Annotated in this window: 20 protein-coding genes, 1 tRNA gene and 1 pseudogene; 12 read left to right on the top strand and 10 right to left on the bottom strand. The window is 50.9% G+C overall.

The features are described from left to right. Nucleotides 1-11: 11 nt before the first annotated feature. The 3 genes from P9J57_RS18860 to P9J57_RS18850 all read right to left on the bottom strand — a co-directional run bounded on the left by P9J57_RS18860 (nt 12) and on the right by P9J57_RS18850 (nt 3,046). The gene (locus tag P9J57_RS18860) at nt 12-323 is read right to left on the bottom strand and encodes a cupin domain-containing protein (RefSeq protein ID WP_072404336.1); all 312 of its coding nucleotides are present in this window, start codon (nt 321-323) and stop codon (nt 12-14) included. 212 nt (nt 324-535) lie between these two features. Next, nucleotides 536-1,876 carry a carbohydrate porin gene (locus P9J57_RS18855; RefSeq protein ID WP_110286565.1) on the bottom strand — a complete coding sequence of 447 codons (1,341 nt, stop codon included), beginning with the start codon at nt 1,874-1,876 and terminating at the stop codon, nt 536-538. Nucleotides 1,877-2,083: 207 nt separating this feature from the next. Continuing rightward, nucleotides 2,084-3,046 carry an aldo/keto reductase gene (locus P9J57_RS18850; protein ID WP_013024275.1) on the bottom strand — a complete coding sequence of 321 codons (963 nt, stop codon included), beginning with the start codon at nt 3,044-3,046 and terminating at the stop codon, nt 2,084-2,086. A 388-nt stretch (nt 3,047-3,434) separates the two neighbouring features. Between P9J57_RS18850 and P9J57_RS18845 the strand changes: the two genes are divergently transcribed. Next, nucleotides 3,435-4,592 carry an endo-1,4-beta-xylanase gene (locus P9J57_RS18845; RefSeq protein WP_275241636.1) on the top strand — a complete coding sequence of 386 codons (1,158 nt, stop codon included), beginning with the start codon at nt 3,435-3,437 and terminating at the stop codon, nt 4,590-4,592. On the opposite strand, the gene P9J57_RS18840 is transcribed toward P9J57_RS18845, so the two are convergent. Beyond that, entirely contained in the window at nt 4,575-5,579 is a 1,005-nt protein-coding gene (locus tag P9J57_RS18840; RefSeq protein ID WP_013024277.1) for a GlxA family transcriptional regulator, read from the bottom strand. The two genes, P9J57_RS18845 and P9J57_RS18840, sit on opposite strands and share 18 nt — an antisense overlap. A gap of 119 nt (nt 5,580-5,698) precedes the next feature. Here P9J57_RS18840 and P9J57_RS18835 point away from each other — a divergent pair, with 119 nt between their 5' ends. From P9J57_RS18835 to P9J57_RS18825, 3 genes are read left to right on the top strand one after another with little or no spacing between them, the layout of a single operon-like run. Continuing rightward, nucleotides 5,699-6,478, top strand: coding sequence for an alpha/beta fold hydrolase (locus P9J57_RS18835; protein WP_014595134.1), 780 nt, complete (start codon nt 5,699-5,701; stop codon nt 6,476-6,478). Nucleotides 6,479-6,502: 24 nt separating this feature from the next. Beyond that, nucleotides 6,503-7,129, top strand: a complete 627-nt coding sequence (locus P9J57_RS18830) for an FMN-dependent NADH-azoreductase (RefSeq protein ID WP_013024279.1) — start codon at nt 6,503-6,505, stop codon at nt 7,127-7,129. 18 nt (nt 7,130-7,147) lie between these two features. Further along, entirely contained in the window at nt 7,148-7,471 is a 324-nt protein-coding gene (locus P9J57_RS18825) for a YciI family protein (RefSeq protein WP_013024280.1), read from the top strand. Nucleotides 7,472-7,514: 43 nt separating this feature from the next. On the opposite strand, the gene P9J57_RS18820 is transcribed toward P9J57_RS18825, so the two are convergent. Then, on the bottom strand, nt 7,515-9,176 hold the full coding sequence (locus tag P9J57_RS18820) for a methyl-accepting chemotaxis protein (RefSeq protein ID WP_013024281.1): 1,662 nt from the start codon (nt 9,174-9,176) through the stop codon (nt 7,515-7,517). A gap of 554 nt (nt 9,177-9,730) precedes the next feature. Beyond that, nucleotides 9,731-9,943 carry a transcription antiterminator/RNA stability regulator CspE gene (gene cspE / locus P9J57_RS18815; protein WP_014606872.1) on the bottom strand — a complete coding sequence of 71 codons (213 nt, stop codon included), beginning with the start codon at nt 9,941-9,943 and terminating at the stop codon, nt 9,731-9,733. A 433-nt stretch (nt 9,944-10,376) separates the two neighbouring features. Between cspE and feoA the strand changes: the two genes are divergently transcribed. From feoA to P9J57_RS18775, 8 genes and pseudogenes are all read left to right on the top strand, one after another. Further along, nucleotides 10,377-10,601, top strand: coding sequence for a ferrous iron transporter A (feoA, locus tag P9J57_RS18810; RefSeq protein WP_013024283.1), 225 nt, complete (start codon nt 10,377-10,379; stop codon nt 10,599-10,601). Next, on the top strand, nt 10,601-12,922 hold the full coding sequence (feoB, locus tag P9J57_RS18805; RefSeq protein WP_110286563.1) for a Fe(2+) transporter permease subunit FeoB: 2,322 nt from the start codon (nt 10,601-10,603) through the stop codon (nt 12,920-12,922). The genes feoA and feoB overlap by 1 nt, the downstream gene beginning before the upstream one ends. Before the next feature lie 862 nt (nt 12,923-13,784). After that, the gene (locus P9J57_RS18800) at nt 13,785-14,783 is read left to right on the top strand and encodes a glycosyltransferase family 2 protein (RefSeq protein ID WP_015701205.1); all 999 of its coding nucleotides are present in this window, start codon (nt 13,785-13,787) and stop codon (nt 14,781-14,783) included. Continuing rightward, nucleotides 14,780-16,084 carry an oligosaccharide flippase family protein gene (locus tag P9J57_RS18795; RefSeq protein WP_014606871.1) on the top strand — a complete coding sequence of 435 codons (1,305 nt, stop codon included), beginning with the start codon at nt 14,780-14,782 and terminating at the stop codon, nt 16,082-16,084. Before P9J57_RS18800 ends, P9J57_RS18795 begins: the two co-directional genes overlap by 4 nt. A 462-nt stretch (nt 16,085-16,546) precedes the next feature. Beyond that, nucleotides 16,547-17,482 carry a glycosyltransferase family 2 protein gene (locus P9J57_RS18790; RefSeq protein WP_231858596.1) on the top strand — a complete coding sequence of 312 codons (936 nt, stop codon included), beginning with the start codon at nt 16,547-16,549 and terminating at the stop codon, nt 17,480-17,482. 594 nt (nt 17,483-18,076) lie between these two features. Continuing rightward, nucleotides 18,077-18,229: pseudogene (locus tag P9J57_RS18785) on the top strand (transposase); the annotation flags it as partial. A gap of 822 nt (nt 18,230-19,051) precedes the next feature. Further along, nucleotides 19,052-19,906 (top strand): hypothetical protein, encoded by an 855-nt coding sequence (locus tag P9J57_RS18780; RefSeq protein WP_029569399.1) that lies wholly within the window; start codon nt 19,052-19,054, stop codon nt 19,904-19,906. Nucleotides 19,907-19,965: 59 nt separating this feature from the next. After that, the gene (locus tag P9J57_RS18775; protein ID WP_014606869.1) at nt 19,966-20,385 is read left to right on the top strand and encodes a hypothetical protein; all 420 of its coding nucleotides are present in this window, start codon (nt 19,966-19,968) and stop codon (nt 20,383-20,385) included. Between the two features lie 929 nt (nt 20,386-21,314). Here P9J57_RS18775 and P9J57_RS18770 read toward each other — a convergent pair. The 4 genes from P9J57_RS18770 to cutA form a co-directional block, all read right to left on the bottom strand. Beyond that, a tRNA-Phe gene (locus P9J57_RS18770) sits at nt 21,315-21,390 on the bottom strand. A 106-nt stretch (nt 21,391-21,496) separates the two neighbouring features. Then, nucleotides 21,497-22,075, bottom strand: coding sequence for a division control transcriptional repressor DicD (dicD, locus tag P9J57_RS18765; RefSeq protein WP_015701114.1), 579 nt, complete (start codon nt 22,073-22,075; stop codon nt 21,497-21,499). Nucleotides 22,076-22,139: 64 nt separating this feature from the next. Next, nucleotides 22,140-23,834 carry a protein-disulfide reductase DsbD gene (locus P9J57_RS18760; protein WP_110286560.1) on the bottom strand — a complete coding sequence of 565 codons (1,695 nt, stop codon included), beginning with the start codon at nt 23,832-23,834 and terminating at the stop codon, nt 22,140-22,142. After that, a complete protein-coding gene (cutA, locus tag P9J57_RS18755; protein WP_250331278.1) occupies nt 23,810-24,133 on the bottom strand; it encodes a divalent cation tolerance protein CutA in 324 nt (107 codons plus the stop codon). Before cutA ends, P9J57_RS18760 begins: the two co-directional genes overlap by 25 nt. Nucleotides 24,134-24,147 lie beyond the last annotated feature (14 nt).

Genomic DNA, 24,147 nt, shown 5'->3' with positions numbered 1-24,147 from the left:
ATCTAGCAGAATTAGACTGAACCTTCTTTTTCGATCACCAGCACTCGCGCTTCACCCTGGGGATGGGCGACATGCTCGGTACCGATACTGGCATAGAAAATATCGCCCGTTTCGAGACGAATTGTCTTCGTTTCTCCCGCTTCCTTGTAATGCATGTCAACGCAACCATCCATAACGGCAAACACTTCCTGGCCATCATTGATATGCCATTTGTAAGGCCTGTCTGTCCAGTGAAGGCGCACGGTTGTGCCTCCAAAATTAGCAATGTCGAGGGCGCCCCAGGCCTTTTCGGCTGAGAAAGCTTTGCTGACGTAGGTTTTCATTTTTTTCCTGACAGTCTGAACGCGTGTGATACGGTTATATCGCATCACATGAGGCATGATTTGCAAAATATTGCGCATATTGCTGGCAGAGGAAGGGGAGGTCACTCGCACGGGGCCAGGTGAGCCAGCGCGGCACGCCGGGGCGCTGCCACGTGCACGATAAAACCAGCCAGCCGGATGCGGTCACCTGCCCGGCTGGCATGAAGGCGGAATCAGAAGTTCACGTTAGCGCTGATTCCACCCACAAAGGCATCTTTCACCTCACTGACGGCGCCCGGCGCAACAACGTATTGCAGGTTAGGACGCAACTGCAGCCACCTGGTCAACTGGGCGTTGTAGTAAATCTCATAATTGTATTCCGACCCCTCCTGGATGGGCAGGTAGGTTGGACTCGTAAAGTCAGTCTGGCCGCTGGCATCGTTCTGCGCACGCAGCGAGCGGGTATAGGCGCTGTTAACGTGAATACGCGCGGCCCCCACACCCATCTCATCCTGCGGACGGGCATCAAACGGCCCTTTCCAGGTGAAGCTGATGGACTGGTAGTTATCTGTTTTAGAGGTTTTATGATCGTTCATGACCGCCTGAAGGCTGACGCCCAGGCCACGGCTGGCATCACCGCCTTGTGCCGTAAGCTGCTGCTGTAACAGCACATAGCCGCCGTAGGCATGGTCTTTGCTCTGGTAGGCGCCATCACGCCAGCTGCCGTAGTTATCGCCATTTGCCGACGAGTAGTAGTAGCCGATGCGATAATTACCCGGCAGCTTCTCCGGTCCGAAAGTCGGTTTCCAGCCCAGTTCGACCGGCACCAGATTGCCTTCAGAATTGCTGGTATCAAGACGGAAGCCGTCGCCCCGGTCGTAGTTCGCGCGGTTCTGATTATAAAAACCAACCTGGAAAAAGACCTCAGGGGTAAAGTTAACCTTCACCCGTCCGCCCCACTGGGATACCGGCCAGTTAAACCAGCGATCGCCGCGCCAGTTACCGGCCTGACCGCTGCCGAATGCCAGGTTCTGAAACTTGCTGTCGAAATTATCGAAGTCTTCTCCGACGGTGACGCGGCCGGCTTTAACATTCACTGTGTTATCGAAAAGGCCTTTGCTTAACCAGAACTGCGTCAGTCGCCAGGTCTGGCCGCGGCCGTAGACTTCCTGTGTCGAAGAGAGCATCCCGGTGCGACGGTCGGCAACCTGATCGGAGATGTTGCGACCATTACGATCGGTGATGGTCACCTGGAACTGAGTATCCTGCCAGTCGAGGAGTTTTTGCAGGTCAAAATTGGCCCCGAAAGCCCACTGATCGCTGTAACGCATTGAGGTATGGGTATCGGCGCCGCCGCCCAGATTAGCGGCGCTTTCCATGGTGTAATTAACGTCTAATTTAATGCCGTCTTGTTCCAGCTGTGTTCGCGAACCTTTCCAGTCACCAAACAGATAAGGTGAATCGTAGCTGAAGGCATCGGCGGCCAGCGCGGAGGCGCTTAGCATCGTAAACATCAGGGTGCCCGCGGCCAGGCGAGGCATAAACTGCACTGCTTTTTGCATATTCATAATCATTATTCTTGTGTGAATGACAGTAATTGACAGGGCAGAGAATAATGCTGACTAAATGTCAATTTTTGCAAATCCGTGCGTATATAACGTCAAGATAATAAGTAATTAACGCAAGTGTGACAGCTCTCTCTGAACGAATATGTTTTTAACAGAAAAGGCATTTATTGCGAGGCAGCGTAAAAAAAGGGATGCCGGAGCATCCCTTTCGCCTCAGGCTTTGCTGGCGCGGGAGAGTTCTTCAATCTCCTGCTTACTTAAGGCCAGTTCCGTTGCCTTTACCAGTTCATCAAGCTGTTGCAGGGAGGTGGCGCTGACGATCGGTGCCGTAATACCCGGACGGGCAATCAGCCAGGCCAGTGCAACCTGAGTAGCCGAAGCATCATGCGAGGCGGCGACATCTTCGAGCGCCTCAACAATCCGCAAGCCGCGTTCGTTCAGGTATTTATCCACAATGCCCTGGCCGCGCTGACTTTTCGCGGCATCCTGAGGTTTCTTGTATTTACCGCTCAGAAAGCCGCTGGCCAGCGCATAGTAATTGATCACGCCAAGGTGGTTGTCGCGTGCGACCTGCTCCAGCTCACTTTCATAACCTTCACGGTCGTAAAGGTTGTATTCCGGCTGCAGGGTTTCATAGCGCGCCAGCCCCTGCTGCTTGCTGATATCCAGCGCCGCCTGCAACCGCTGCGCGCTGTAATTGGATGCACCCAGCGCCCGCACTTTTCCTTCTTTCACCAGTGCGTCGAAAGTGCCCAGCGTATCGGCCAGCGGCGTGGATTCGTCGTCACGATGTGCCTGATAGAGGTCGATAACATCCGTTTGCAGGCGGCGCAGGGAATCCTCCACGGCCTGGCGAATATAGGCGGGTTTCAGCCCTTTTTTCTCTGGCGACATCTCTATACCGACTTTTGTCGCCAGCACGATCTTGTCGCGTTTGCCGCTTTTCTTCAGCCATTTGCCGATGATGGTTTCTGACTCGCCACCCTGATTGCCTGGTGCCCAGCGGGAATAGACGTCTGCGGTATCAATAAAGAACAGACCTTTTTCAACCAGCGCATCAAGTAGGGAAAACGAGGTTTTCTCGTCTACCGTCCAGCCAAACACATTGCCGCCAAAAGTCAGAAGCGGCACGTTGATACCACTGTTGCCGAGCTGGCGGGTTTTAAGCTGCGTCATAGCATTCTCCTTGGTTAAACGAATAAGGTATATCTTTCAGCTTAGCAAAGGAAAATCCTCGTTATTTAATTCGGCTTATCAACCCGTGCGCCAGGCGAATGCAATGTGCCGAGACGGATGAGAAGGGTGAGATGAATTTAGCCCGTATAGGGCAGATGAAAGGGAACGTCTTTTCATCTGTTTTGCCCGCCATCAGGCGCCGCCGATGCCAGCTGATAAGGCCATCTTTTCCCGGCACGGAACCTGACCTTGCATTTTTTACAGTCTGAAACCCATCTTAACCAGAATGCAAAGAATCGCGGCAGACGGCGAGGTCGTTTGGCGCTATAAAAAAGCAGGGGCCGGGCCAACGTGGCCGGAATATTGCCCACTGGAATCTGGAGGCATCGTGGCGCTACGTCTTACCGATACCGTCTTTACCTCAACCTCAACCTCAACCTCAACCTCAACCTCGCCATGCCGACGCCGGTTTCTGAAAAGCAGCGCGGCGCTGATGCTGGCGGGCGCGCTGCCGTTGCCGGTTCTGGCATCCATCCCACCTTTTCCCGCCCTTAAAATTGTTGCGGCGCAAAGTCATCGGCTGTTTGGCTTTGCCGTCAGGCCCGACAGTCTGCAATCCGATGCGCACTATCGGCAGTTTGTGGCGAGTCAGGCGAGCATTATCGTGCCGGAAAATGCGCTGAAATGGATGGCCGTCCATCCCGCGCGCGATCGCTACGATTTCGCCGGGCCCGATGCGATCGCCGCCTTTGCCCGCGAGCAGGGGATAAGGCTTCGCGGGCATACGTTTTGCTGGCACCGCGCCCTGCCGGACTGGGTACAGGCTATTGCTGATGAGGCTGAGCTGGAGAAGGTTTTGAGGCAGCATATAGCGACCGTTGCGGGCCGCTACCGCGGGCAGATTCACAGTTGGGACGTGGCTAACGAAATCATCAATCTCGCCGACGGACAACCTGGTGGATGGCGCAACAGTTTCTGGTATCAGCGGCTTGGTACGCGTTATATGGATATTGCCTGCGAGGCGCTGCACCAGGCCGATCCCCATGCGGTCATCTGTTACAACGATTACGGGCTGGAAAGTGACGATGTGAGTGGGCAAAGGAAACGGGCGGCGGTACTGGCGATGCTGCGCGACTTGCAGTCCAGACATATTCCGATTGGCGCGCTCGGCATCCAGTCTCATCTCAAAGCCGGGCCTCATCCCGCCTTTGGGCCGGGGCTGGCGGCATTTATTCGCGACGTGAAATCGCTTGGCCTGAAGGTGTACATCACCGAACTGGACGTGGATGACAGCAGCGTGCCGATGGAGAGCCGGCCGATGGCGGTTGCCGCGCTGTATAAACGCTATCTTTCACTGGTTCTGGAGGCGGGCGTTGCCGCCATTTTAACGTGGGGCGTTTGGGATACGCCCCACCGCACGGCTGCGACACCGAAGGCGGGGGACGCGCTGGCGACCGGGCCGCTGCTGTTTGGTAAAGACGGCAGCCTCAAAGACGCCAGCTGGGCGGCGCTGCACGCGCTCCGCTCATCACCGGATCTCAGATGACGCGCGTGCAGCTATCCACTGGCGATAACGCAGCGGCGTCATCTCCATCATCTGGCTAAATGCTTTACGAAAACTCGTCTCATCCGAATAACCGCAGTCGGCCGCTACTTTGCGAATGCTCACGGCGGGGTTTTCCAACTGAATACAGGCACCTTCAATTCTTACCCGGGTGATGAAGGTCTTGGGGCTTTCCCCGGTCAGCGATTTCATTTTGCGGTGAAGCGTGCGTTCGCTGGTATGCAGGGCGGATGCCAACTGTTCTGCCGTAATGCCGGGGTTTTGATAACGAATAATCTCTTCAGCCCGCATGAGCAAGGGGTGCTGGGTATTGATAAAGCCGGGCGGTGCGTAGAGACGTTGCGACAAGGGTTGGGCATCAGCCACCGTCATATCGGCAATCTGTCTGGTAATGTCAGCCCCCAGCATCGTCTGGAGCAGGTGCAACGTGAGGGCGGTCCAGGAAAGCGGGCCGCCTGTGGTAATAATGTTGTCCTGCTGTTCCAGCGTTTTTCCCCAGACAGGACGGGCGTGAGGGTAACGCTCCCGCAGTGTAGGAAAAAGCCACCAGGTGGTGGTACAACGTCGGCGATCGAGCAATCCCGCCTCGCCCAGCACTAAACCCCCAGCGCAGGCGGCACCTACCGTTGCGCCCTGCTGATGCATTTTTTTTATCCACTGCGCCGCATGCGTGACCGCACCGGCATGAAGCGGAAACCTGTCGCTGCCGAGCGCCATTCCACCTACCAGTACGATGTCGGCCTGAGCGGCCTGGGCAAAATCCCCATCGACATGAAGCCATCGGCCTTGCGCATCCCGAACCGGTTGACCATCTGCGCTGACAATTTGCGTTTCTAACAGCGTGCTGGCAACGCGTTCAGCATAGTCGGGGCGGGAAGCAATAACCTGGCGAGCAATCCATAAGGTGTCACAAAACCCGTTAATCGCTGAAGACAGGCTGCCTTCCAGCGCCACAATCGCAATGCGCATATGCGTTTTCCTCTTAATGGCGAGTTTTGCATGTTAATTGTCCAGTTCGCCATCTTACAAGGTGTTTTTTACAGGGTTACGATGGTCTGCATGATAACGGCTAATGGGTGGAAAGACGGATGTGGGGAAAAACAGGAAAAGCGATACGTTTAAAACTCGCCGTTCTGCTGGGCCTGACGTTACTCAGCACGCAAATCATGGCGGAGGCAGCAGCCATCAAAAACATTGTGTTAGTTCACGGCGCTTTTACCGATGGCTCAAGCTGGAAAGCCGTGATTACCCAGCTTCAGCATAAAGGCTATCACGTTACTGCCGTACAGAATCCGCTGACCTCGCTGCAGGATGATGTCAATGCCACTGAGCATGTCATTGCGCGTCAACAGGGGCCGGTGCTGCTGGTGGGGCATTCCTGGGGCGGGGTGGTGGTTGCCGACGCGGCAAATGATCCAAAGGTCAAAGGGATGGTGTTTCTCTCTGCGCTGGTGCCTGACAGCGGTGAATCTGCCGCCGATCTGTTGCAGCGACTTCATGCCCCGATGACAGGGATGTTGGCTGACAGTCATGGACTGATCTGGCTCGATAGTGCAGACCATTTCGCTGAGATCATGGCCGGTGACGTGCCTGAAGCACTGGTGCGTGAACTGACTGCGGTCCAGCAGCCCATAGCGGCGCGGGCGTTTGATGACAAGGTGAAACGGGCCGCATGGAAAAGCAAACCCTCATGGTATTTGCTGACCACAGATGACAAGGCGCTACCGCCTGCCGTCCAGACGCGCATTGCTGCCTCCATCGGAGCCAGCATTGAGCGCATCGCCTCCAGTCATATGTCTCTTGTTTCACATCCTGAACAGGTTGCGGCTTTGATAGATCGCGCCGCCAGGACCCTTACCACTCCGTAGCGTTAACTTTACCAGGGGAATGACATGATCCGATTACTTCATATCGACGCCAGTATTCTTCAAGCGCAATCCGTTACTCGTCAATTGACGGCAGATATCGCTAGCAGACTGACTGAAAAATACCCGGATACTCACGTGGTTTACCGCGACGTGGTAGCGGATGAGATCAGCCACCTTACAGGACCCATTGCAGCAGGATTCAGATCGCTGGACGGAGACGTGTTCGATGAGCGCGTTATCCAGCAGCATCGATTATCTGAAAGCCTGGTGGCGGAATTCCTTGCCAGTGACGTCATCCTGGTAGGTGCACCTATGTATAACTTCTCGGTGCCAACTCAGCTTAAAGCCTGGCTGGATCGGCTCGCTCAGGCAGGCAAGACCTTCAAATACACCGAGAACGGTCCGGTAGGATTATCCGGTGGGCGAACCGTGATTATTGCTTCAGCACGAGGCGGCTTTTACCACGGTGGTCAGTTTGAAGATATGGATTTTCAGGAGCGCTATCTCTCTGCCTTTTTTGGATTTCTAGGCATCAAGAACATTCATTTTGTTCGTGCAGAAGGGGCGTCAAAAGGCGAAGCAATTCTGCTGCGCGAAATGGATAACGCTCGCCATGCTGCCGCGACGCTTATTCAGTCCCTAAATCTGTAATAAATCGGAGGATAGCTCATGCTTTACGTTATCACGCTCATTTATCGTCGTTCTGAAGCGGAACGAGAAAAATACAATCCAGGTCATAAAGCATGGCTGGCTGACAATATCAAAGCAGGCAAGGTGATATTTGCCGGCCCCCTGGAGCATCAGCGCGGCGGACTGGTATTAGCGGCGGCACCCGATGAGCATGCCGTCAGGACTATGCTGGATGACGATCCTTTTGTTGCATCAGCGTTAGTCGATGTGGTGGTGACAGGCGTGCATCCGGCGCTGGTCTCGTCAGCATTTTTATCTGGTTGGGGCAAGGATACGAAGGTCATTGACGTTTCTGGTCACTAAAACGCGATGCTGCGGGGCAGGCACTTGCCCCGCAGCAATGCAATCAGAAGGACTGCCAGTTTTCCGCTGACAGGCCAGCGCTAGTGCTCTCCGCTAAAGGCTTCTTCAGCGATGGTTTACGCAGCACATTCTGACCTGCGGCCGGGGTTCTGCCTGTGTTAAACACCGCTACCGACTGGCGTAACTGCGTTGCCTGATCCTCCAGCGATGCAGCGGCACTGGCCGACTCTTCAACCAGCGCGGCGTTTTGCTGCGTGACGCCGTCCATTTCAGATACCGCTTTACTCACCTGCTCAATGCCGCGCGTCTGCTCGGCCGAGGCTGAGGCAATCTCTGCCATCAACTGCGTCACGCTGTTAACGGAATTCACAATGCTGCCCATCACATCGCCTGCTTCTGAGGCGTGCGTCGAACCACTGTTTACGCGCTGGGTGGACTGGTCAATCAACGTGCGGATTTCCTGGGCCGCGCTGGCGCTGCGACCGGCCAGAGACCGCACTTCACCGGCCACCACAGCAAAACCACGTCCCTGCTCGCCCGCACGCGCGGCTTCCACTGCGGCGTTAAGCGCCAGGATATTGGTCTGGAAGGCGATGCTGTCAATAATGCCAATAATGCTGGCGATCTGTTTTGAGCTTTCACTTATCTGTTCAATGTTGGCGATCACCTTCGCGACGATTTGCCCACCCTGCGAGGCCATCACGGAGGCATCTTTCGCCATGGTGGTTGCCTGCTGAGCATTTTCCGCGTTCAGTTTTACCGTTGAGGTGAGCTGCTCCATGCTGGCTGCGGTTTCCTCAAGGGCTGCGGCCTGTTGTTCGGTGCGCGAGGAGAGATCGGTACTGCCGGCAGAAACTTCTGCCGCGCCGGTAAAAATTGACTGCGTGGCATCATCCACAGAGCGGATGGTGACAACCAGCGCACTGCGCATCTCTTCGAGCTGGCGAAGCAGTCTGCCGGTTTCATTTTGACTCTCACTGGCGATCTCCTGAGTCAGATCACCGGCAGAGATAGCACGCATGTAATCCGTCGCCATGCTCAGCGGTTTCAGCAGCAGGGTTCTCAGACCGGCCCAAACAGTGGCAACGGTGACAAGGGCAATGATCGCGATAATCAGCAACGTCCACAGCATATTACTGTAGTTGCTATCGTTTTCAGCGGCTATCTGCTTCATTAACTGGTAGTTCGCACTGCGCCATGTCTGATAAGCCTTATCCAGATTATCCTGAGCTTCCTGCGCATCAAGATTCCCGTAACCCTGATAGTTATTATTTTTCAGGAAGTCTACTGAGGCGAGCATTGTTTCGTGCATCTTGTTGTAAGCCGCCTCGACATTTTTTGTCACCTCAGCATGCTGACCCGGTAATGCGGGTGCGGTCTTATAAGCCTGGAAATACTCATCAGCTTTATCGGCGGATTGTTTTGCCACCTCCAGCAGTTTGGCAATAGACGCCAGTGACGCCGGATCTTTCTGGTTTTTAAGGAAGCGAATCGCCACGCGGCTGATCGTCACGCGGGTTTTAATCAGCGTTTGTACACTGTCGCTCAACTGTTGTTGCTGCAGCGTAAGTTGTTCAGTATGAGAGAAATTTCGCCCGGCCTGACTGACAGAGGAATAAAAAAGAAAGCCCGTAATGGTCAATAGCGCACTAAACAGAAATAACACGGCAACAATACCCGTCGTGATTTTAAGGTTTTTAAGCATTGCAGTAATCCCGGTAAAAGGTGATACAGGTTTATCGGTATTAAAATGATTAGCTTAATAGTGACGCGCTAAATAATGTGATCTATGACAATAACTAAGAAATAAAAGCGGCTTTTCTGAAGAGAGAAGATGTTAGCGAGCCCTTGGGGAACATCGTCTCAATGATAAAAGGCAGCGCGGCTAAAATGTACCATCAGATACATTATTGTGATCTGACAATAATAAAAAGGTCCACGGTTTGCGCCCATGCGTCGTTATTTTGCACACCCGATGCCTGTATTTTCACGTGAATATAATAACGCTTTGAAATAATAATGAAAACCTGATGCCCGGCGCTTTTCTCCCACTGGCGTTATTCGTGCAAGCGATGCAGAAGTTAGCGGATGTCAGGCGCAATGGCGGGCGAAAAAAATTCTGGAAGGCTGCCGCAAGGGCGAATGCAGTTTATGACAGGCATAAAAAAACCCGCACAAGGCGGGTTCTTTTCACAACGACTTAACTGCTCAGGCTGTTGCCATCATCGCGATCGTAAGCGGTCGTGAGGGCATCAGCTGTTACAGAGCAACAACATTGCCAGCTGAAGGACCTTTAGGGCCGTTCTCGATTGAGAACTCCACTTTCTGGCCTTCATCTAATGTTTTGAAATCGCTGCTCTGAATAGCAGAGAAATGTACGAATACATCTTTGCTGCCGTCCTGAGGAGAAATAAAGCCGAAGCCTTTATCAGCGTTAAACCATTTTACTAAACCAGTCATTTTAGTTGACATAGATGTGTCCTTTTCATTTTGAGCCACGCAAGGTGACGAAGATGGCCTGTTTTGCAGATTTTACTTATTGGGCACTTAGGAGGAGGCTCATGAAGAAGGGCATCTGGGAATGACGCTTGAACTGAGGACTGCTTTACTAAAACTGCTTTCATAAGGTCTGTGTTCCAAACCGATGTCGCTACACTATAGAGGTTGAACGTATTAAGCAAGGTTTAATTTTATTTAAGTCAGACAGGCAGGCGGCCATGTAACAAACCCGGCCAGCGCACGGCCTTGCGCTGGCCACGGCCCGTTGTTGAACAGGCCCGCTTATCCCGATCGCCACCACCCCATTCATTTCTGCTTTCCTGGGGTTCTGCCCATCCAGATCAATAAACAAGAATAGTTATCATTTGTATAATCCCTTTCTGCTGTTACCGGAACGGATAAGGCCATGCAAATTACACCAGGTACAACCTATCGCATCAGGGGATACCAACATTCTATTCATCCCGCCTGGCGGCAAAAATTATTAACTATGGGCATGTTACCCGGCACGCTGATTGAGGTCGTTCGGATCGCACCGCTGGGCGATCCCGTGCAGGTCCGCACGCGTCGCGTGAGCCTTGCGGTCAGGCAGCAGGACCTGGCGTCCGTCATGCTGGAAGAAATACGCTGATGAAAACATTGACTCTTGGCCTGATTGGCAACCCAAATACCGGCAAAACCACGCTGTTTAACCAGCTTACTGGCGCACGTCAGCGCGTCGGCAACTGGGCTGGCGTCACTGTCGAACGTAAAGAAGGGCAGTTTTTTACCGCCACAACGGATGTGCGACTGGTGGATTTGCCAGGCACCCGCTCGCTCACCACCTGTTCGGCGGACGGCTCTGTTGATGAAAGCATCGCCTGCCGATACCTGTTTGACGATCACGCCGACCTGATTGTGAACGTGATCGACAGTTCAAACCTGGAGAGCCATCTTTTCCTGACGTTTCAGTTACTGGAACTGGGGGTTCCCTGCATTGTGGCGCTGACTATGCAGGACATTGCGGCCAGCCATAACATTCGCATTGATATCGCTGCACTCTCAGCCCGTCTGGGCTGTCCGGTTGTCACCCTGACTTCTACCCGTGCTGACGGCATCGCTAAGCTGAAAGACGCCATTGATAGCTGGCAAAAAGAGATCGCGCCGCCGCCGGTGGTGTACCCGTCCGGGATCGAAGCAGCGATTTCCCGGCTCCGCGCTATGATGCCCGGCGAGATCAGCGCGCAAAAACAGCGCTGGCTGGCGTTACAGCTACTGGAAGGCGATGTTCACAGCCGTGAGGTTTGTCCTGCGGCCGTAGCGCATTTGCCCGAGATTGTTGAGGAGGCTGGCGGCGATCCGGCGATGGTGATCGCCGACAGCCGTTATCAGGCCATTGCGACGCTCTGTGCCGCCGTCAGTAATATTCAGCAGTCGGCGCCGGGCACGCTGACTGAAGGACTGGACAGCATCGTGCTCAACCGGTGGGCAGGTATTCCAGTTTTTCTGGGTGTGATGTACCTGATGTTTGTTCTGTCGATCAATATTGGTGCCGCCCTCCAGCCACTATTCGATAGCGGTTCGGTGGCGCTGTTTATTCATGGCACGCAATGGCTGGGTTTTCACTTTCACTTTCCCGACTGGGTGACGGTGTTTCTGGCACAGGGAATCGGTGCCGGAATCAATACCGTGCTACCGATTCTGCCGCAGATTGGCCTAATGTATCTGTTTCTCTCTTTTCTGGAAGATTCCGGTTACATGGCGCGTGCGGCATTTGTTATCGATCGCCTGATGCAGTCGCTGGGCCTGCCCGGTAAATCCTTTGTTCCCTTAATCGTCGGCTTTGGCTGCAATGTGCCATCCGTTATGGGCGCCCGCACGCTCGACACACCCCGTGAGCGCTTACTTACGGTGCTGATTGCGCCCTTTATGTCCTGCGGCGCTCGTCTGGCCATTTTTGCTGTATTTGCCGCCACGTTTTTTGGGGCTTACAGCGCCAGCCTGGTCTTTTCCCTTTACGTGCTGGGCATTGCTGTGGCGATTATCACCGGGTTGATCCTGAAACATACGCTGCTGCGTGGAGAAGCGTCTCCGTTTGTGATGGAGCTGCCCGTCTATCATCGTCCCCATCTCAAGAGCCTGCTGATCCAGACCTGGCAGCGCCTGAAAATGTTTATCATCCGTGCCGGACGGGTCATCATTTTAGTGAGCATGGTTATCGGTCTGCTCAGCAGCTTTTCGTTTAACGGATCGACGGTGGACAATATCAACCAGTCCGCCCTGGCCTCAGCCAGCAAAGTCGTCACGCCAGCACTGCGGCCAATCGGGATCACTCCGGATAACTGGCAGGCCACTGTGGGCCTGGTCACCGGCATTATGGCAAAGGAAGTGGTGGTTGGAACGCTGAACAGCCTCTATGTCGGAGAAGATGTGCAAAGCGGTGCCTTTGATCCGCAGCACTTTGATCTGTTAGGTGAGCTGGGCGACGCACTCACAGAAACCGGCAACAGTCTGCAAGCGGCGTTTCGCCTGAGCGCGCTGGCAAATCCTATCGAGGCCAGCAAAGGAGACAGTGAAATAAATGCCAGGCAGATGGGCGTGATGAGTGCGAAGTTTGGCAACGGCTTTGCCGCTTACAGCTACTTAATTTTTGTGCTGCTTTACGTGCCCTGCGTCTCGGTTATGGGGGCGATTGCCCGCGAGGCTGGAAGAAACTGGATGCTGTTTTCATTCTTTTGGGGTTTAAACGTCGCCTATTCCGTCGCCACGCTGTTTTATCAGAGCGTCAGCTTCCGCAGCCACCCTGGCGTGAGTGCGCTTTGCCTGATCGGTGTCGTAATGGTCAACGCTGTGGTGTTTGTTCTGCTGCGGCGATTCAGCACGCGCGTGAAGGTGACGCCTTTTTCCAGCGTGGCAACCTCAGTGGGTTGTGGGGGCTGCCAGGGATGCGCCAAACATCAGCATACAGGTTAGGGCGTTTGCCGTGCGACGAATCAGCGCCCGGAACTCGCCTCTGTTGCTGTTGGCGTGATGGGCGCAATGGTACTGATGGTCCGACGCCAGGGCGTTGTCAGTTGCCCCGATCCTGAAAACCACTGTGCCCGCTGACAACAGCCTTAGTCACGCGGCAGTTGATTGGCCCTCAGCCTGTTTCAATTTAGGTACAATACATAGTGCGTGCTCATAGGCCCGTGTGAGCATGACGGCTACCGGCCAAAATGTGATGTTTAAAAAAACAGGCCATTTAAGCAAAAAAGAGTATTCGATATATCAGCCGCGTGAATATTTAGCGTGGCGATATATCTTCAATACATCGATGCATGAAGTTAAACGTTAATTAAACACGATGGCGTCTTCTGCTTTATATATTTATTTAGTTGTGGACTTTGCTGTTTTTTTAGTTATGCCGCCTTTAGCATTTTGATGGCTATTATAAGGATATTCTTATTCCTGAGACAGAATCCCCACTTCCTCCCCGTAAGACTACGATTAAGAGAGTCCTGATTTCGCATTGTGGGGCGGTTTGTAGAGCCGGCTTATTGCGAAAACGATCCGCATTTGTGTAAAGTGGAATATACCATCCTTTGTGCATTTCAGACGGTATTCCAGGTCCTTTATAAATTACAGAATACTCCTAATTTATCTGTTATTGTTTTGTTTTTTTTGGTTTTTTTTATCACTGGAGTTCTTTAAAACATTTTGATACAAAAATTGACGATGTGCCTACATACGACTGATTTAGAGTAGCCAAAAATTGTTCAAATAAAAAATAGTTGGGACTAACTGGCCATCTCTCTGCATTTCATTTTAATAAATTTGTCACACCAGAGGTTATATGATTAATAATCAGCAGGGCCCTTTAGTGTCATTTATTGTGCCCGTTTACAATGGCGCCGAATTTATTGCGCGCTGCGTTAAGAGTATTCTTAAGCAGCCACAGGCTGAGCGCTGTGAACTGATTCTGGTGAATGATGGATCCAGCGATAATTCACTTGAACTGTTGAATGAATACCAGAATTATCCTGGTGTGTTGATCATCGATAAGCCTAATGGCGGGGTTTCTTCAGCGCGTAACTGTGGGCTGGACGCCGCAAAGGGTACCTTTATTTCTTTCGTTGATGTTGACGATTTCCTGCCCCCACGTGTACTTGATACCTGGCTGATGCTCATGAAGGACGATGCAATTTTGGCCGTAGGCGAATCGCGTACGTTTTCTCATGATGGGGAACCTCTGTCAGAGGTAACAGAAAACGACACACAGCGCTGTATGAGTGCGGATAAGGCGATAAGTGAACTGCTGTATCACACGCCCAGGCACGGTCTTTGCGACAAGTTTTTTCGCCGAGACATCGTGCAGCAGCAGCAGTTGCGCTTCCGTGAAGATATCTTTAACTTTGAAGATCTGTTGTTTGTCATCAGTTATTTGTCTGCTGCGCGCCACGGGCAGGTCGTGTTTAGCCGTCGTGTGGTTTATCACTATGTCGAATCAAGAAACTCTGCCACGCGTTCGGATCTTAAAGAAAAACACTTCACCTATGTCCGGGCGTTTGCAGGAATTAAAATGCTGCTGCTGCGCCCCCATGAACGCTTTTACTACTTTTTGTTCCTGAAGGTGACCGCTTCGCACATTTACAAAGCACTGCACAGTAGGGAGTTCAACGCTGCGTTTGTTAAGCAATATATCGATCTCTACCGTCAAAATTACCGTGCTTATTGCGCCGCCGGTGTCATTCCGGATGCATGGAGCCTGTACTTCACCTTTTTCTTTCTGTCTCCGCGGCTGGTATCGGGGCTGCGTCACTTCGCACAGAATGTGCTGAGGGCACGGTCGTGAAACAGAAGCTACAAAACTCCCTGTGGATGATTATTGAGAAGCTGGTTGCCGTCTTTGGGCTGATGTTCGTCACCTCTTTTGTGGCGAAATACGTGGGGCCTGTGACGTTCGGCGTCATCGCGATTTCGATGCTGATATTCCAGTTTATCCAGTCGGTTGCCATGATGGGCTGCGACGTCATTCTGCTCAAACGCATTGCGCAGAACCACCGCTCTGGCATCCGGCTTATGGTGCCCGCCGTCATGCTGGTCTTTGCCATCTACTGCGTGTTGTCTGTGATTGGCATCATCGTGATGCGTGAGGAGATGAGTGCTCAGGCTTTTGTCTTTATCTGCGCCGCCGCGCTGGCCTGCCTGTTTTCTGCTATCGACCTGATTAACATCTATAACGAAGCGGTGTTGAATGCCAGGCTGAATGTCATGGCGAATCTGACCGGTCTGCTCATCAGTCTGGGCATTCGCTATGGAATTTCGTACTACCAGCTCGAACCTGAGTTGCTGGCGATTCCGATTGTACTGGCGACTTTTATTCCTTTCGTCATTAAAATTTGCGTGTTTGGCTGGTATCACAGGCATTCTCAGGTACGACCGCCGCTTCCCAGGCTGAGCCATATTCGCCGTTACAGCCGCTATATCCTTCAGGCCGGGCGTTCGCTGGTGATGTCGGTTATCGCGATTACCATTTACACCCGACTGAATCAGCTCAGCGTCTCTTGGTTTTTAGGCCTGAAAGAGGCGGGTATTTTTTCGGTCGCGATGACGTTGTCAGTGGCGTGGGTGTTTTTGCCTAATGCGCTGCTGGCTTCTTTCTATCCGGCTCTGTTTGCCGAACGCGATCCTGACGTGGCCGTGGTGCGGGCCCAAAAACTGCAGTTGCTGGTCATTGCCGTCTCACTTGGTGTGATCCTTGGCATCATCCTTGTCGGCCCGTGGTTTATTGCGCATTTCTATGGCGCGGCCTACACCGAAGCAATTGCGCCCATGGTGCTGTTAAGCGTTGGTGCCATGTTTGGTGTGCTGAGCAGCGTAATGGACAGATTCATCATCAAGTACAACGGTTATCGTTATCTGATCAAAAAAACGTTTTGTGTGTTGGCCGTGTGTCTGGCAACGACGGTAACGTTGGTGCCGCTGTTTGGCATCACCGGAGCGGCGATAAGCGTTGTCATTACCGAGTTTATGGCTTTCACCGTTCTTAATTATTTTTTCCGTGGTCAGCCGATGATGAATATTCATAAAATATTCATCCAGCCGGGTAAATTATGGTTCCTGATTAACCGTACCCTGTTTTCTGGCCGGTAAGTTAAGCTTTTATGAAAGGTATTATTATTTTTGAGAAATAATACCTTTCATCATATTGAAATACATTCATTGAGATTTAATTTCCTCGTAGATTATCTGTAGGCTTCAGATAAATATTATTTTTATAATCCTGCAAACCTGCGGGAGGCGTACGTATGCCTTTATTATTTTATTCATTATTTTATCTACAGTATTTGATTAAGGTTAATTACTGATCTTCGTTGCCGGAATTATACCTGTTTATAGTCAGTTTAATTTAGCGCTTTTATACTGTGATCGTGGATTTATAAATAATTAAAAAGCTCATTTTCTCCAGGGAGATAAGGAATGAAGGCGACTAAACAGCGCCAGTTTTCCTCTGTCCGATAGTGCCATGACGTATGCTGGTTACGAGGTTTTAAAATGAATGATAAATATTTATTCAGTATAATAATACCGGTTTATAATGCCGAGAAAACGGTGATGCGTACGCTACAAAGCCTTCTTCTCCAGACATTTAAAAATTATGAAATCATTCTGGTCAATGATGGCAGTAAAGATAACTGCGCTGCGATCCTTGAGGAGTTCAAACAGTACAATAATTTTAAAGTCATTACTCAGGATAATGCCGGAGTTAGCGTCGCCCGCAATACTGGACTGGAAGCGGCATCGGGTGACTATGTTATCTTTATCGATTCCGACGACTGGGTTGACAGTGATTTCCTTGCTGTATTTCATCAGCACCTTTACTCAGGCATTCCACAACCTGTTGATCTGATGGTAGGGAACCTCAAGTGCGATCGCGTGGGCGACCTTTCTACTTACGGTTATTTTACCCAACCCGAGATTCCGGCCGTCCTGGGCGAGATAGAGCTCAGCGATAATATTGGTTATCTTCATAACAAGTGTTACAGAAAAAAAATTATCGATGATTTTAGTATTCGCTTCACTAAAGGCATTTCGATGAGTGAAGATCTCCTGTTTAATCTTAACTATTTCTACTACATCGATAACCTGTTTGTTTTCGACAGTGCCTCCTATCACTATGATGATGTAGAGAACTCGCTTTCAAAGAAACGCGTACTGTATGAAGAGCTGCTGGATCGTAAACATTACCTCAACGACTTATATCAAAGGCTGCTGGTTAAGTATAAAAACGGCGATATGGCCCGCTTTTCTACTGGAATAACCAAACGTAAGCTGACGCTGGATATGCAGATCGTGACCGCGATGTACTACACCACGCTGAATATTAATGAGGTGCGTAACAGCATCAAGCGTATTAAAGAGAAGCGTTATCCTGAGAATGTCCTGGGGCTGTTAAACAGAAGCGAGAAAGTGAAGTATCATGTCATGAACGTCAATGCCAGAGCGGCCTATCTGGTGCTGTATATGCTCTACAGATTGCGTTTTTTTTAAGATTCAAACTGTCGCCTGTTTTCATTATTCACTACCAGCCTTCTGGTGCAGGGCGGGGCATGTTGTTGTTTTAACTTTACCTGGTTTTGCGATTTCCGGATCGTCAGCATCAGGCGCTGTTTTTCCAGCGTCAGTTTGTTAAGGCATGCATAAGAGCGCGGGCTGTTGAATGCCGTCAGCCAACGCTCTGTGATTTTCCCAAATTCAGTCAGTGTCCTTGAGCGATATAACAACCCGTCTGGCAGGTCGTCACGTCCAGTTGAAACGCGGAATAAGAGCACGCTGGGTGGGTTTTATCGCTTTGATCAATGCCAGCATCGGGCAACGACCCCATGAGATTGATGGATTATGATACACAAGAGTGATTTATCCCCTCTTCAATAAGAGAAAAACGTCATCAAGAACATCATAATAAGTGGCTTCAGACTCGCGTTCTTTCCAGATGTCGTAAGCTGAACTGTAGACGAATTCCAAAATAGCCGCGATAGTGTGTGGCCTGATGTCTTTTAAAGGATCGATAACCATTTTCAGTCAATCGCCACGGGTTTAACCGCCCTCTCAGCGTCAGTTGAAATGACTTAATGAGAGGTGTCCATGAGCGGTAAGCGTTATCCCGAAGCGTTTAAAATCGAAGCAGTGAAACAGGTCGTTGATCGCGGCCATTCTGTTTCCAGTCTCGCACTACGCCTCGATATCCCCACCCACCGCTTCACGCAGGGATAAAGACGTCAGGTCCGGATTCTTTCTGTAATAATGAACAGTCAGAATATAAATCAATAATTCTGAATCGAATGCATGAAACGCGTTTTGCCGAATTGGAAAGAGATGCAAAAGTATCAAACGATTCATTAAAATATTATTAAATAAAAAATATCAAAAAAACAATGGGTAACGATATCGGCAATCATTCCAATTTGAATTAATAGCAGCCTATGTAATTTTTTTGTAAGTTTTGCGCTTGCATTAACCGTAAAAAAAGCATAGAAAGGTTACAATTTAGCAACATTTAATAAAGTTTTACACTGACACACCTGACAGCTTTCACTTCTGTCTGGAGAGGGAAATGAAAATACTTTCTGTGTTGTTAACCCTAAAATCTCTAAATAGATGTGCAGGATTGCCCCTGAGTAATTTAATGATGAATCAACGATACCAGACAAGTTCGAATATCGCTGCATCACAGGTTGGGGAATCGGCAGATGACCTTGTTATGTCATGGAGGCCACCAAAAAAAAGCGGAACCCTGAGTAAGGGTTGCAGCATACTGGCTTACCAGTACAAGTGGCAAATAAATGGCAGCGACTCAACCACATGGCATTCTATTCCTCAATATGCCACCTGCTTTCAGCGTTTTCGTGTTGAAAATGGCCTAATAACCAGAGGGTATTCTTCTGGCGTTTGTCCGAAAAGACCTGAAGGTGCGAAGTTGATTCCCAACACACCGGTATCAAAATCAACGCGTTAAAGCTACCTGGTCATAATATTGATATCAAATAAATCTGTCATGCCAGATTTACTTGATATTAACTTTCATTGAAGCTTTATAGTAAAAATTACTTGAAGGTAAAAATGAAAAAAAACACAAAAAACATTCCATTATGCTTCGTAAAAAAGACACACAACGCTTTTTTTAACAGAAGCATAGCGGCGCTCATTTCAGCGCTTATCGCTTTTATTTTTTGTTTTTTTTCTGGCGGTGGTGCTTATGCCCAGTCTGCTGGAATATTATCTGCCACAGATAATCAAGACGACTATAAAGAAAACAGTGACAAAGCCTCTCATTCAGAGGGTAGTGCCCTGGCGCTCCCGACAATGCATGTGGTACTTGAATGGGAGTGGTTGCCAAATGGTGAAAACCTTGCACGCAAGAATTATCAAGTGAAACTTGATGCCTGCAAGGGTTCCGGTATGCCTTTCAAAGCGCTTTCAGCACAAGATGAGGCCCGGCTGGGTAAGGGAGAGGTAGAGATATCTATTGATGGACATCATCAGGTTGCTAAGGAAGTCAGCTGGACGATGGGCGCTGAGGGTGAGGATGCTCAGCATGCCTGTATGATTACACTCGAAGAACACACAGACCAAAACGAAGTTAAAGATGCTGCAGAGGAAGGAATGTATCAGGCTATCGACAGCGACAGTCGCATTCAAAATCATCAGAATGCCCAGTCTGTCGGCTGGAAAATAACGGGAGAAAAGCAATATAAAGGTATTCCCTGTACTGCCTGGAGTAATGGTAAACAAGAGGTCTGTATGTGGTCAGGTGGATTAAAATGGGGTTTTGATGATTCAGCAATGGATACCGCGGGATGTTCTGTAAGTACTGCCGGTGATTTTCTCACGTCTATACCTGTTGACGCGAAGCCTTTAAAAGGGGCAAGCGGGTGTTTATTCAAACTCAAGACATTCAATATTAATAAAAGCTAACTCACCTTTTTTATCGATTCCATAAAGCGTTCAGTCGTTCACAACTCATGGAGAAAAAAATGAAAAGCATCATGGTTCTTTTCACAATAATGTTCGTATTAACAGGATGTAGCACATCGGGTGGGGAGGATAAATTTAGCCGCACTTATGTTTCATCCCATATCATAGCCAACAAAACCACACAGGCTGAAGTCAAGGCGCTTTATGGCGTACCTGACGATCAAAGTTCATCCTCAGATGGTTCGGTCAACTGGCGTTATAGAAAGGGTGGAAACTTAAGTACTGCGTCAAGCGTCTTAGGATATATTCCGGGCGTGAGTGCCCTCTCAAGCGCCGTTGGCATGGCTTCGAGTGCGCAAGGTGCCTCTGAGTCAATGACAAAAGCATCCGGCAAACTGACTGGCAATACTGAGCAACATAGTGATTATTTATCCGTTTGGTTTGATAAAAACAACGTTGTAAGTAATTGGTATATGTAAAACTGGAAGTTAAAGAGGGTGAGATTATATGTCACCCTCTTTTTTAAATTTTTATTGCCAATGCTTTACGACTGACTTTCGTTTTTTATGAATAATTGATGTAGAACGGATTTCGTCGTTAGCGCTCTGGCACCGCGCCGCCTCAATCAGATTTAACCTTATCATTATATCCTAACGTCTAATCCTGACCCCGAGTTTAATCCAGTTATAATCAGGGCTAGCCAGTTTCGGTCTGGCTGAATTAAATGTATCCGGCAGGGAATTAAATACCCTGTACGCCCGTCCATCTTCAGTAATGCGTCGGGCACACATTGAAAGAAATGTCAGGCTCTGTTCTCAGGTGATTGACACTACGCTTTAAGACGTGTCGGTTGTGCACAAATTTATCTAAACAGCGATGAATTCCCTTTTCCACCAGAAAAAATCAGAGCCTGAAATCAGCGACTCGCTGCACGCCGTGAGGGATTCCTGTCTGCTAATCAACGGACAGGCCGCGATCACATTATTCCCTAATAGGGTTTTGCAGGGCGGATCCGATATCAGCGTCGCGCCTCGCTAAACCGCATAAAACTGTTTGCGGGCCTTTACCGATCGCCATTTTGCCCCCACATCTGCAAAATCAGCTGCCGGGATTGTCACGCCGAAATATAACCCTACTGGCGACGCGTGTCGTGCTTGCATGGGTTGCCAGAGCATAGCGCTGTTCGTTGAATGATGTTGCTGCAGCTTGTCAGGTTCATTGTGCAGCGTGGCAGTGCGGATGGCGTATTGATGGGGGTTCCAGCGTTTATCGAACCCACGAGCTTGCAGTTATACCCTAAAATCCAGATTTAAAAAAACCCGTTGATATTCAGTGATATCATCGGGTTTATTTAACGTACTGATTTTTTATGTCTCCGGACTGACTAAGCTATCCCAAGACAATAATATGGTGCCCGAACCCGGAATCGAACCAGGGACACGGGGATTTTCAATCCCCTGCTCTACCGACTGAGCTATTCGGGCAACGGGGCGCATTAAACCGTAAAGGCCGCAGGCCGTCAACGGCTTTGATAAAAAAACCACGCAAAACGTGACTGATTGCCTGAATTTCAGTCAAAGACGATGAAGCTCAGGCCAGTGCGCCGTTTTTACGGCAGAGGGCGATACTCAATACGTCTTCCGCCAGGCGTTTCGCCACATCAACATCCTGCACGTTGCGTTTAACCAGCAGTTTGCTCAGGCAGCCTTCCAGTATCAGTTCCATTTGATCGGCAACCATACTGGGGTTATCCAGACCAAGCGAGGTTAAGATGGTATGCGTAAATTGCCATGAGGCGCGCTTCTGCTTTTCTGCCAACTGATGGATGGGATGATCGGGCTGGGGATAAAAACTGCAGGCGGCGATAAACAGGCAACCGGGAAAGCGGCCCTTATTGACCTGTTCGTTTAATCCTTCATAGCGTGCCATCAGCTTCTGATCAGGACGCAGAGCGTCGTTCTGCAGAATGTCATGGCGCCATTGTTCAATCTGCTGGGCGTGAAACTGCAGCGCATCGTAGAGCAGCGCGTCACGATCGGGCCAAAACTGTTCAAGCTGTGTCAGGCTGAGCTGCATATCATCGGCCAGGATTGCCAGCGATGAGGTCGCCGCCAGACCGTTTTGTTCCAGTACGTTTAACGCATGGTCAAGTATCTGTTCACGTTGCAAATCGTTCTCCTCTGGTGTGCAAGCCTGTTTTGTTCAGCAGACTGTGTCCTGGTTCCAGTGTTGTTTACTCATGCAATTTCTGCAAATGCGCGCGAAAATCATTCGCCTTCAGGAAGCCGGTAATACGCGATTCCGGGATCTCTTTTCCTGTCGCATCAAAGAACAAAATCGTGGGTAACCCGAGCACGTGCAAATGCTGCAACAGCGCATTATCGGTGGCCGTGTTCGCCGTGACGTTAGCCTGCAACAGCTGCACATTGTTCAGGCTGTCACGTACCGCGCTGTCGCTAAAAGTATATTTTTCAAACTCTTTACAGGCCACGCACCAGTCCGCATAGAGATCCACCATGGTGATACGGCCCTGAGCCTGCTGCAGGGCCTGGTCTACCTGTTCAAGGGTTTGAACAGGCTGAAAGGGAAGGTGCGCGATGTTTTGCTGCGGCGCGCCGCTGCCAAAGGCCCAGTCCTGCAACGGGCGGGCACTGATCAGGGCGGCGACCAGCATCATAATTTGCATCACGCGCCATTTGCCGCCGCTGGCGCGTAAGCTCGCGCTGAATGCCCAGGCAAAGAATGCCACGGCCAAAAGGCTCCATAAACGCATGCCCCACAGATCGCCCAGTATCCGCTCCAGCAGGAAGACCGGCAGCGCGAGAATAACAAAACCAAACCCTTCTTTGACGGTCTGCATCCAGGGACCGCTTTTAGGGAGAAAGCGGTTGCCAAACAGGGTAACGGCAATCAACGGCAATCCCATCCCGACGGCATACAGCCACAGCGTACCGGCACCGGCCAGCAGGTTTCCGCTCTGCGCGATATAAAGCAGAATCGCGCTGAGTGGCGCAGTGGTGCAGGGCGAGCAGATTAGGCCTGCCAGCGCGCCCATCAGGAAAACGCCCGGCAGTGAGCCGCCTTGCTGACGATTGCTCCACAGTGCCAGACGCGTTTGCACGCTGGCGGGAAGCTGTAGCGAAAACAGGCCAAACATCGACAGGGCTAACAGTATAAACAGCGCCGATAAGCCAATAAGCACATAAGGATGCTGCAACGCCGCCTGAAAGCGCAGGCCCGCCGCCGCCACAATCACGCCCAGTAAGGTATAAGTGAGCGCCATTCCCTGTACATAGACCATGGCCAGCGCAAACAGCCTGCCCAGTGAATAGTTACGCTTACCGCCAAGGATAATGCCAGAGATCAGCGGATACATCGGCAACACGCACGGCGTGAAGGCCACGCCGATACCAATCAGCAGCGCCCAGAGCGGCGAAAAGGGCAGAGGGTTGGCGCTGGCAGGCGCAACGGCTGGCGGGGACATTGTGGCGGCTACCGGGGAAAGGGGGATGCTGCGGGTTTCCGGTGGATAACAGAAGCCGGCGGCGGCACAGCCTTGATAACTTACGCTAAGGGTCGCTCCTTTCGCGGCCTGCTGCAGTATGATGGGCACGCTGAGATCCTGCGGGTAAATCTCGCTTTTACCAAAAAATTCATCCTCATGCGGCTGGCCCGCAGGCAGGGCTAACGGCGCAATACGTGCATCACGGGGCACGACCTTAATCTGTTGGCGGTAAAGGTAATAGCCCTCTTTGACTTTCCAGTGCAGGTTAAGCTGCGAGCCTTGCTGATCGAAATCAAAGGCAAAAGCCTGGTCAACGGGCAAAAAGCGGCTGGTGGTTTTGGGGGAAAATAAGGCAGCCTGCGCCTGCAGGCAGATAAACAGCGCCAGTACCAGTGTGATTAAGCGAGAGATGCGTGCAGCCATGACAAGTATTCACTGTCTCCATGTTGAACCGGAAGTACCAGCAGTTCTGGTACATCGTAAGGATGCGCGAGCTTAAGCAGTTCGATCAAGGCCTGCTGATGGGCTGTGTCGCATTTGAGTAACATCTGAACTTCGCTGGACTGCGCCAGTTGGCCCTGCCAGACATAATATGACGTTGCACCCGGCAAGAGGGTGACGCAGGCGGCCAGCCTGGCCTGCAGCGCCTGTGCGGCAAGCTTTTGCGCACAGGCCTGGTCTGGCGCAGTACAGAGGATGATAACGGCGTTCATCGTAACGATCCTGTTGAAAATAA

It is taken from the genome of Pantoea sp. nfd-35, assembly GCF_056892255.1.
This window is presented reverse-complemented; position numbering and strand designations above follow the sequence as displayed.

What these genes read in the sequence shown, in the direction of transcription:
- P9J57_RS18775 (WP_014606869.1), top strand. Translation starts at nt 19,966, where the DNA reads ATGAAAAGCATCATGGTTCTTTTCACAATAATGTTCGTATTAACAGGA.
- P9J57_RS18855 (WP_110286565.1), bottom strand. Translation starts at nt 1,876, where the DNA reads ATGATTATGAATATGCAAAAAGCAGTGCAGTTTATGCCTCGCCTGGCC.
- P9J57_RS18800 (WP_015701205.1), top strand. Translation starts at nt 13,785, where the DNA reads ATGATTAATAATCAGCAGGGCCCTTTAGTGTCATTTATTGTGCCCGTT.
- P9J57_RS18860 (WP_072404336.1), bottom strand. Translation starts at nt 323, where the DNA reads ATGAAAACCTACGTCAGCAAAGCTTTCTCAGCCGAAAAGGCCTGGGGC.
- P9J57_RS18835 (WP_014595134.1), top strand. Translation starts at nt 5,699, where the DNA reads ATGTGGGGAAAAACAGGAAAAGCGATACGTTTAAAACTCGCCGTTCTG.
- P9J57_RS18780 (WP_029569399.1), top strand. Translation starts at nt 19,052, where the DNA reads ATGAAAAAAAACACAAAAAACATTCCATTATGCTTCGTAAAAAAGACA.
- P9J57_RS18840 (WP_013024277.1), bottom strand. Translation starts at nt 5,579, where the DNA reads ATGCGCATTGCGATTGTGGCGCTGGAAGGCAGCCTGTCTTCAGCGATT.
- P9J57_RS18825 (WP_013024280.1), top strand. Translation starts at nt 7,148, where the DNA reads ATGCTTTACGTTATCACGCTCATTTATCGTCGTTCTGAAGCGGAACGA.
- feoA (WP_013024283.1), top strand. Translation starts at nt 10,377, where the DNA reads ATGCAAATTACACCAGGTACAACCTATCGCATCAGGGGATACCAACAT.
- P9J57_RS18850 (WP_013024275.1), bottom strand. Translation starts at nt 3,046, where the DNA reads ATGACGCAGCTTAAAACCCGCCAGCTCGGCAACAGTGGTATCAACGTG.
- P9J57_RS18820 (WP_013024281.1), bottom strand. Translation starts at nt 9,176, where the DNA reads ATGCTTAAAAACCTTAAAATCACGACGGGTATTGTTGCCGTGTTATTT.
- P9J57_RS18790 (WP_231858596.1), top strand. Translation starts at nt 16,547, where the DNA reads ATGCGTACGCTACAAAGCCTTCTTCTCCAGACATTTAAAAATTATGAA.
- cspE (WP_014606872.1), bottom strand. Translation starts at nt 9,943, where the DNA reads ATGTCAACTAAAATGACTGGTTTAGTAAAATGGTTTAACGCTGATAAA.
- feoB (WP_110286563.1), top strand. Translation starts at nt 10,601, where the DNA reads ATGAAAACATTGACTCTTGGCCTGATTGGCAACCCAAATACCGGCAAA.
- P9J57_RS18760 (WP_110286560.1), bottom strand. Translation starts at nt 23,834, where the DNA reads ATGGCTGCACGCATCTCTCGCTTAATCACACTGGTACTGGCGCTGTTT.
- P9J57_RS18830 (WP_013024279.1), top strand. Translation starts at nt 6,503, where the DNA reads ATGATCCGATTACTTCATATCGACGCCAGTATTCTTCAAGCGCAATCC.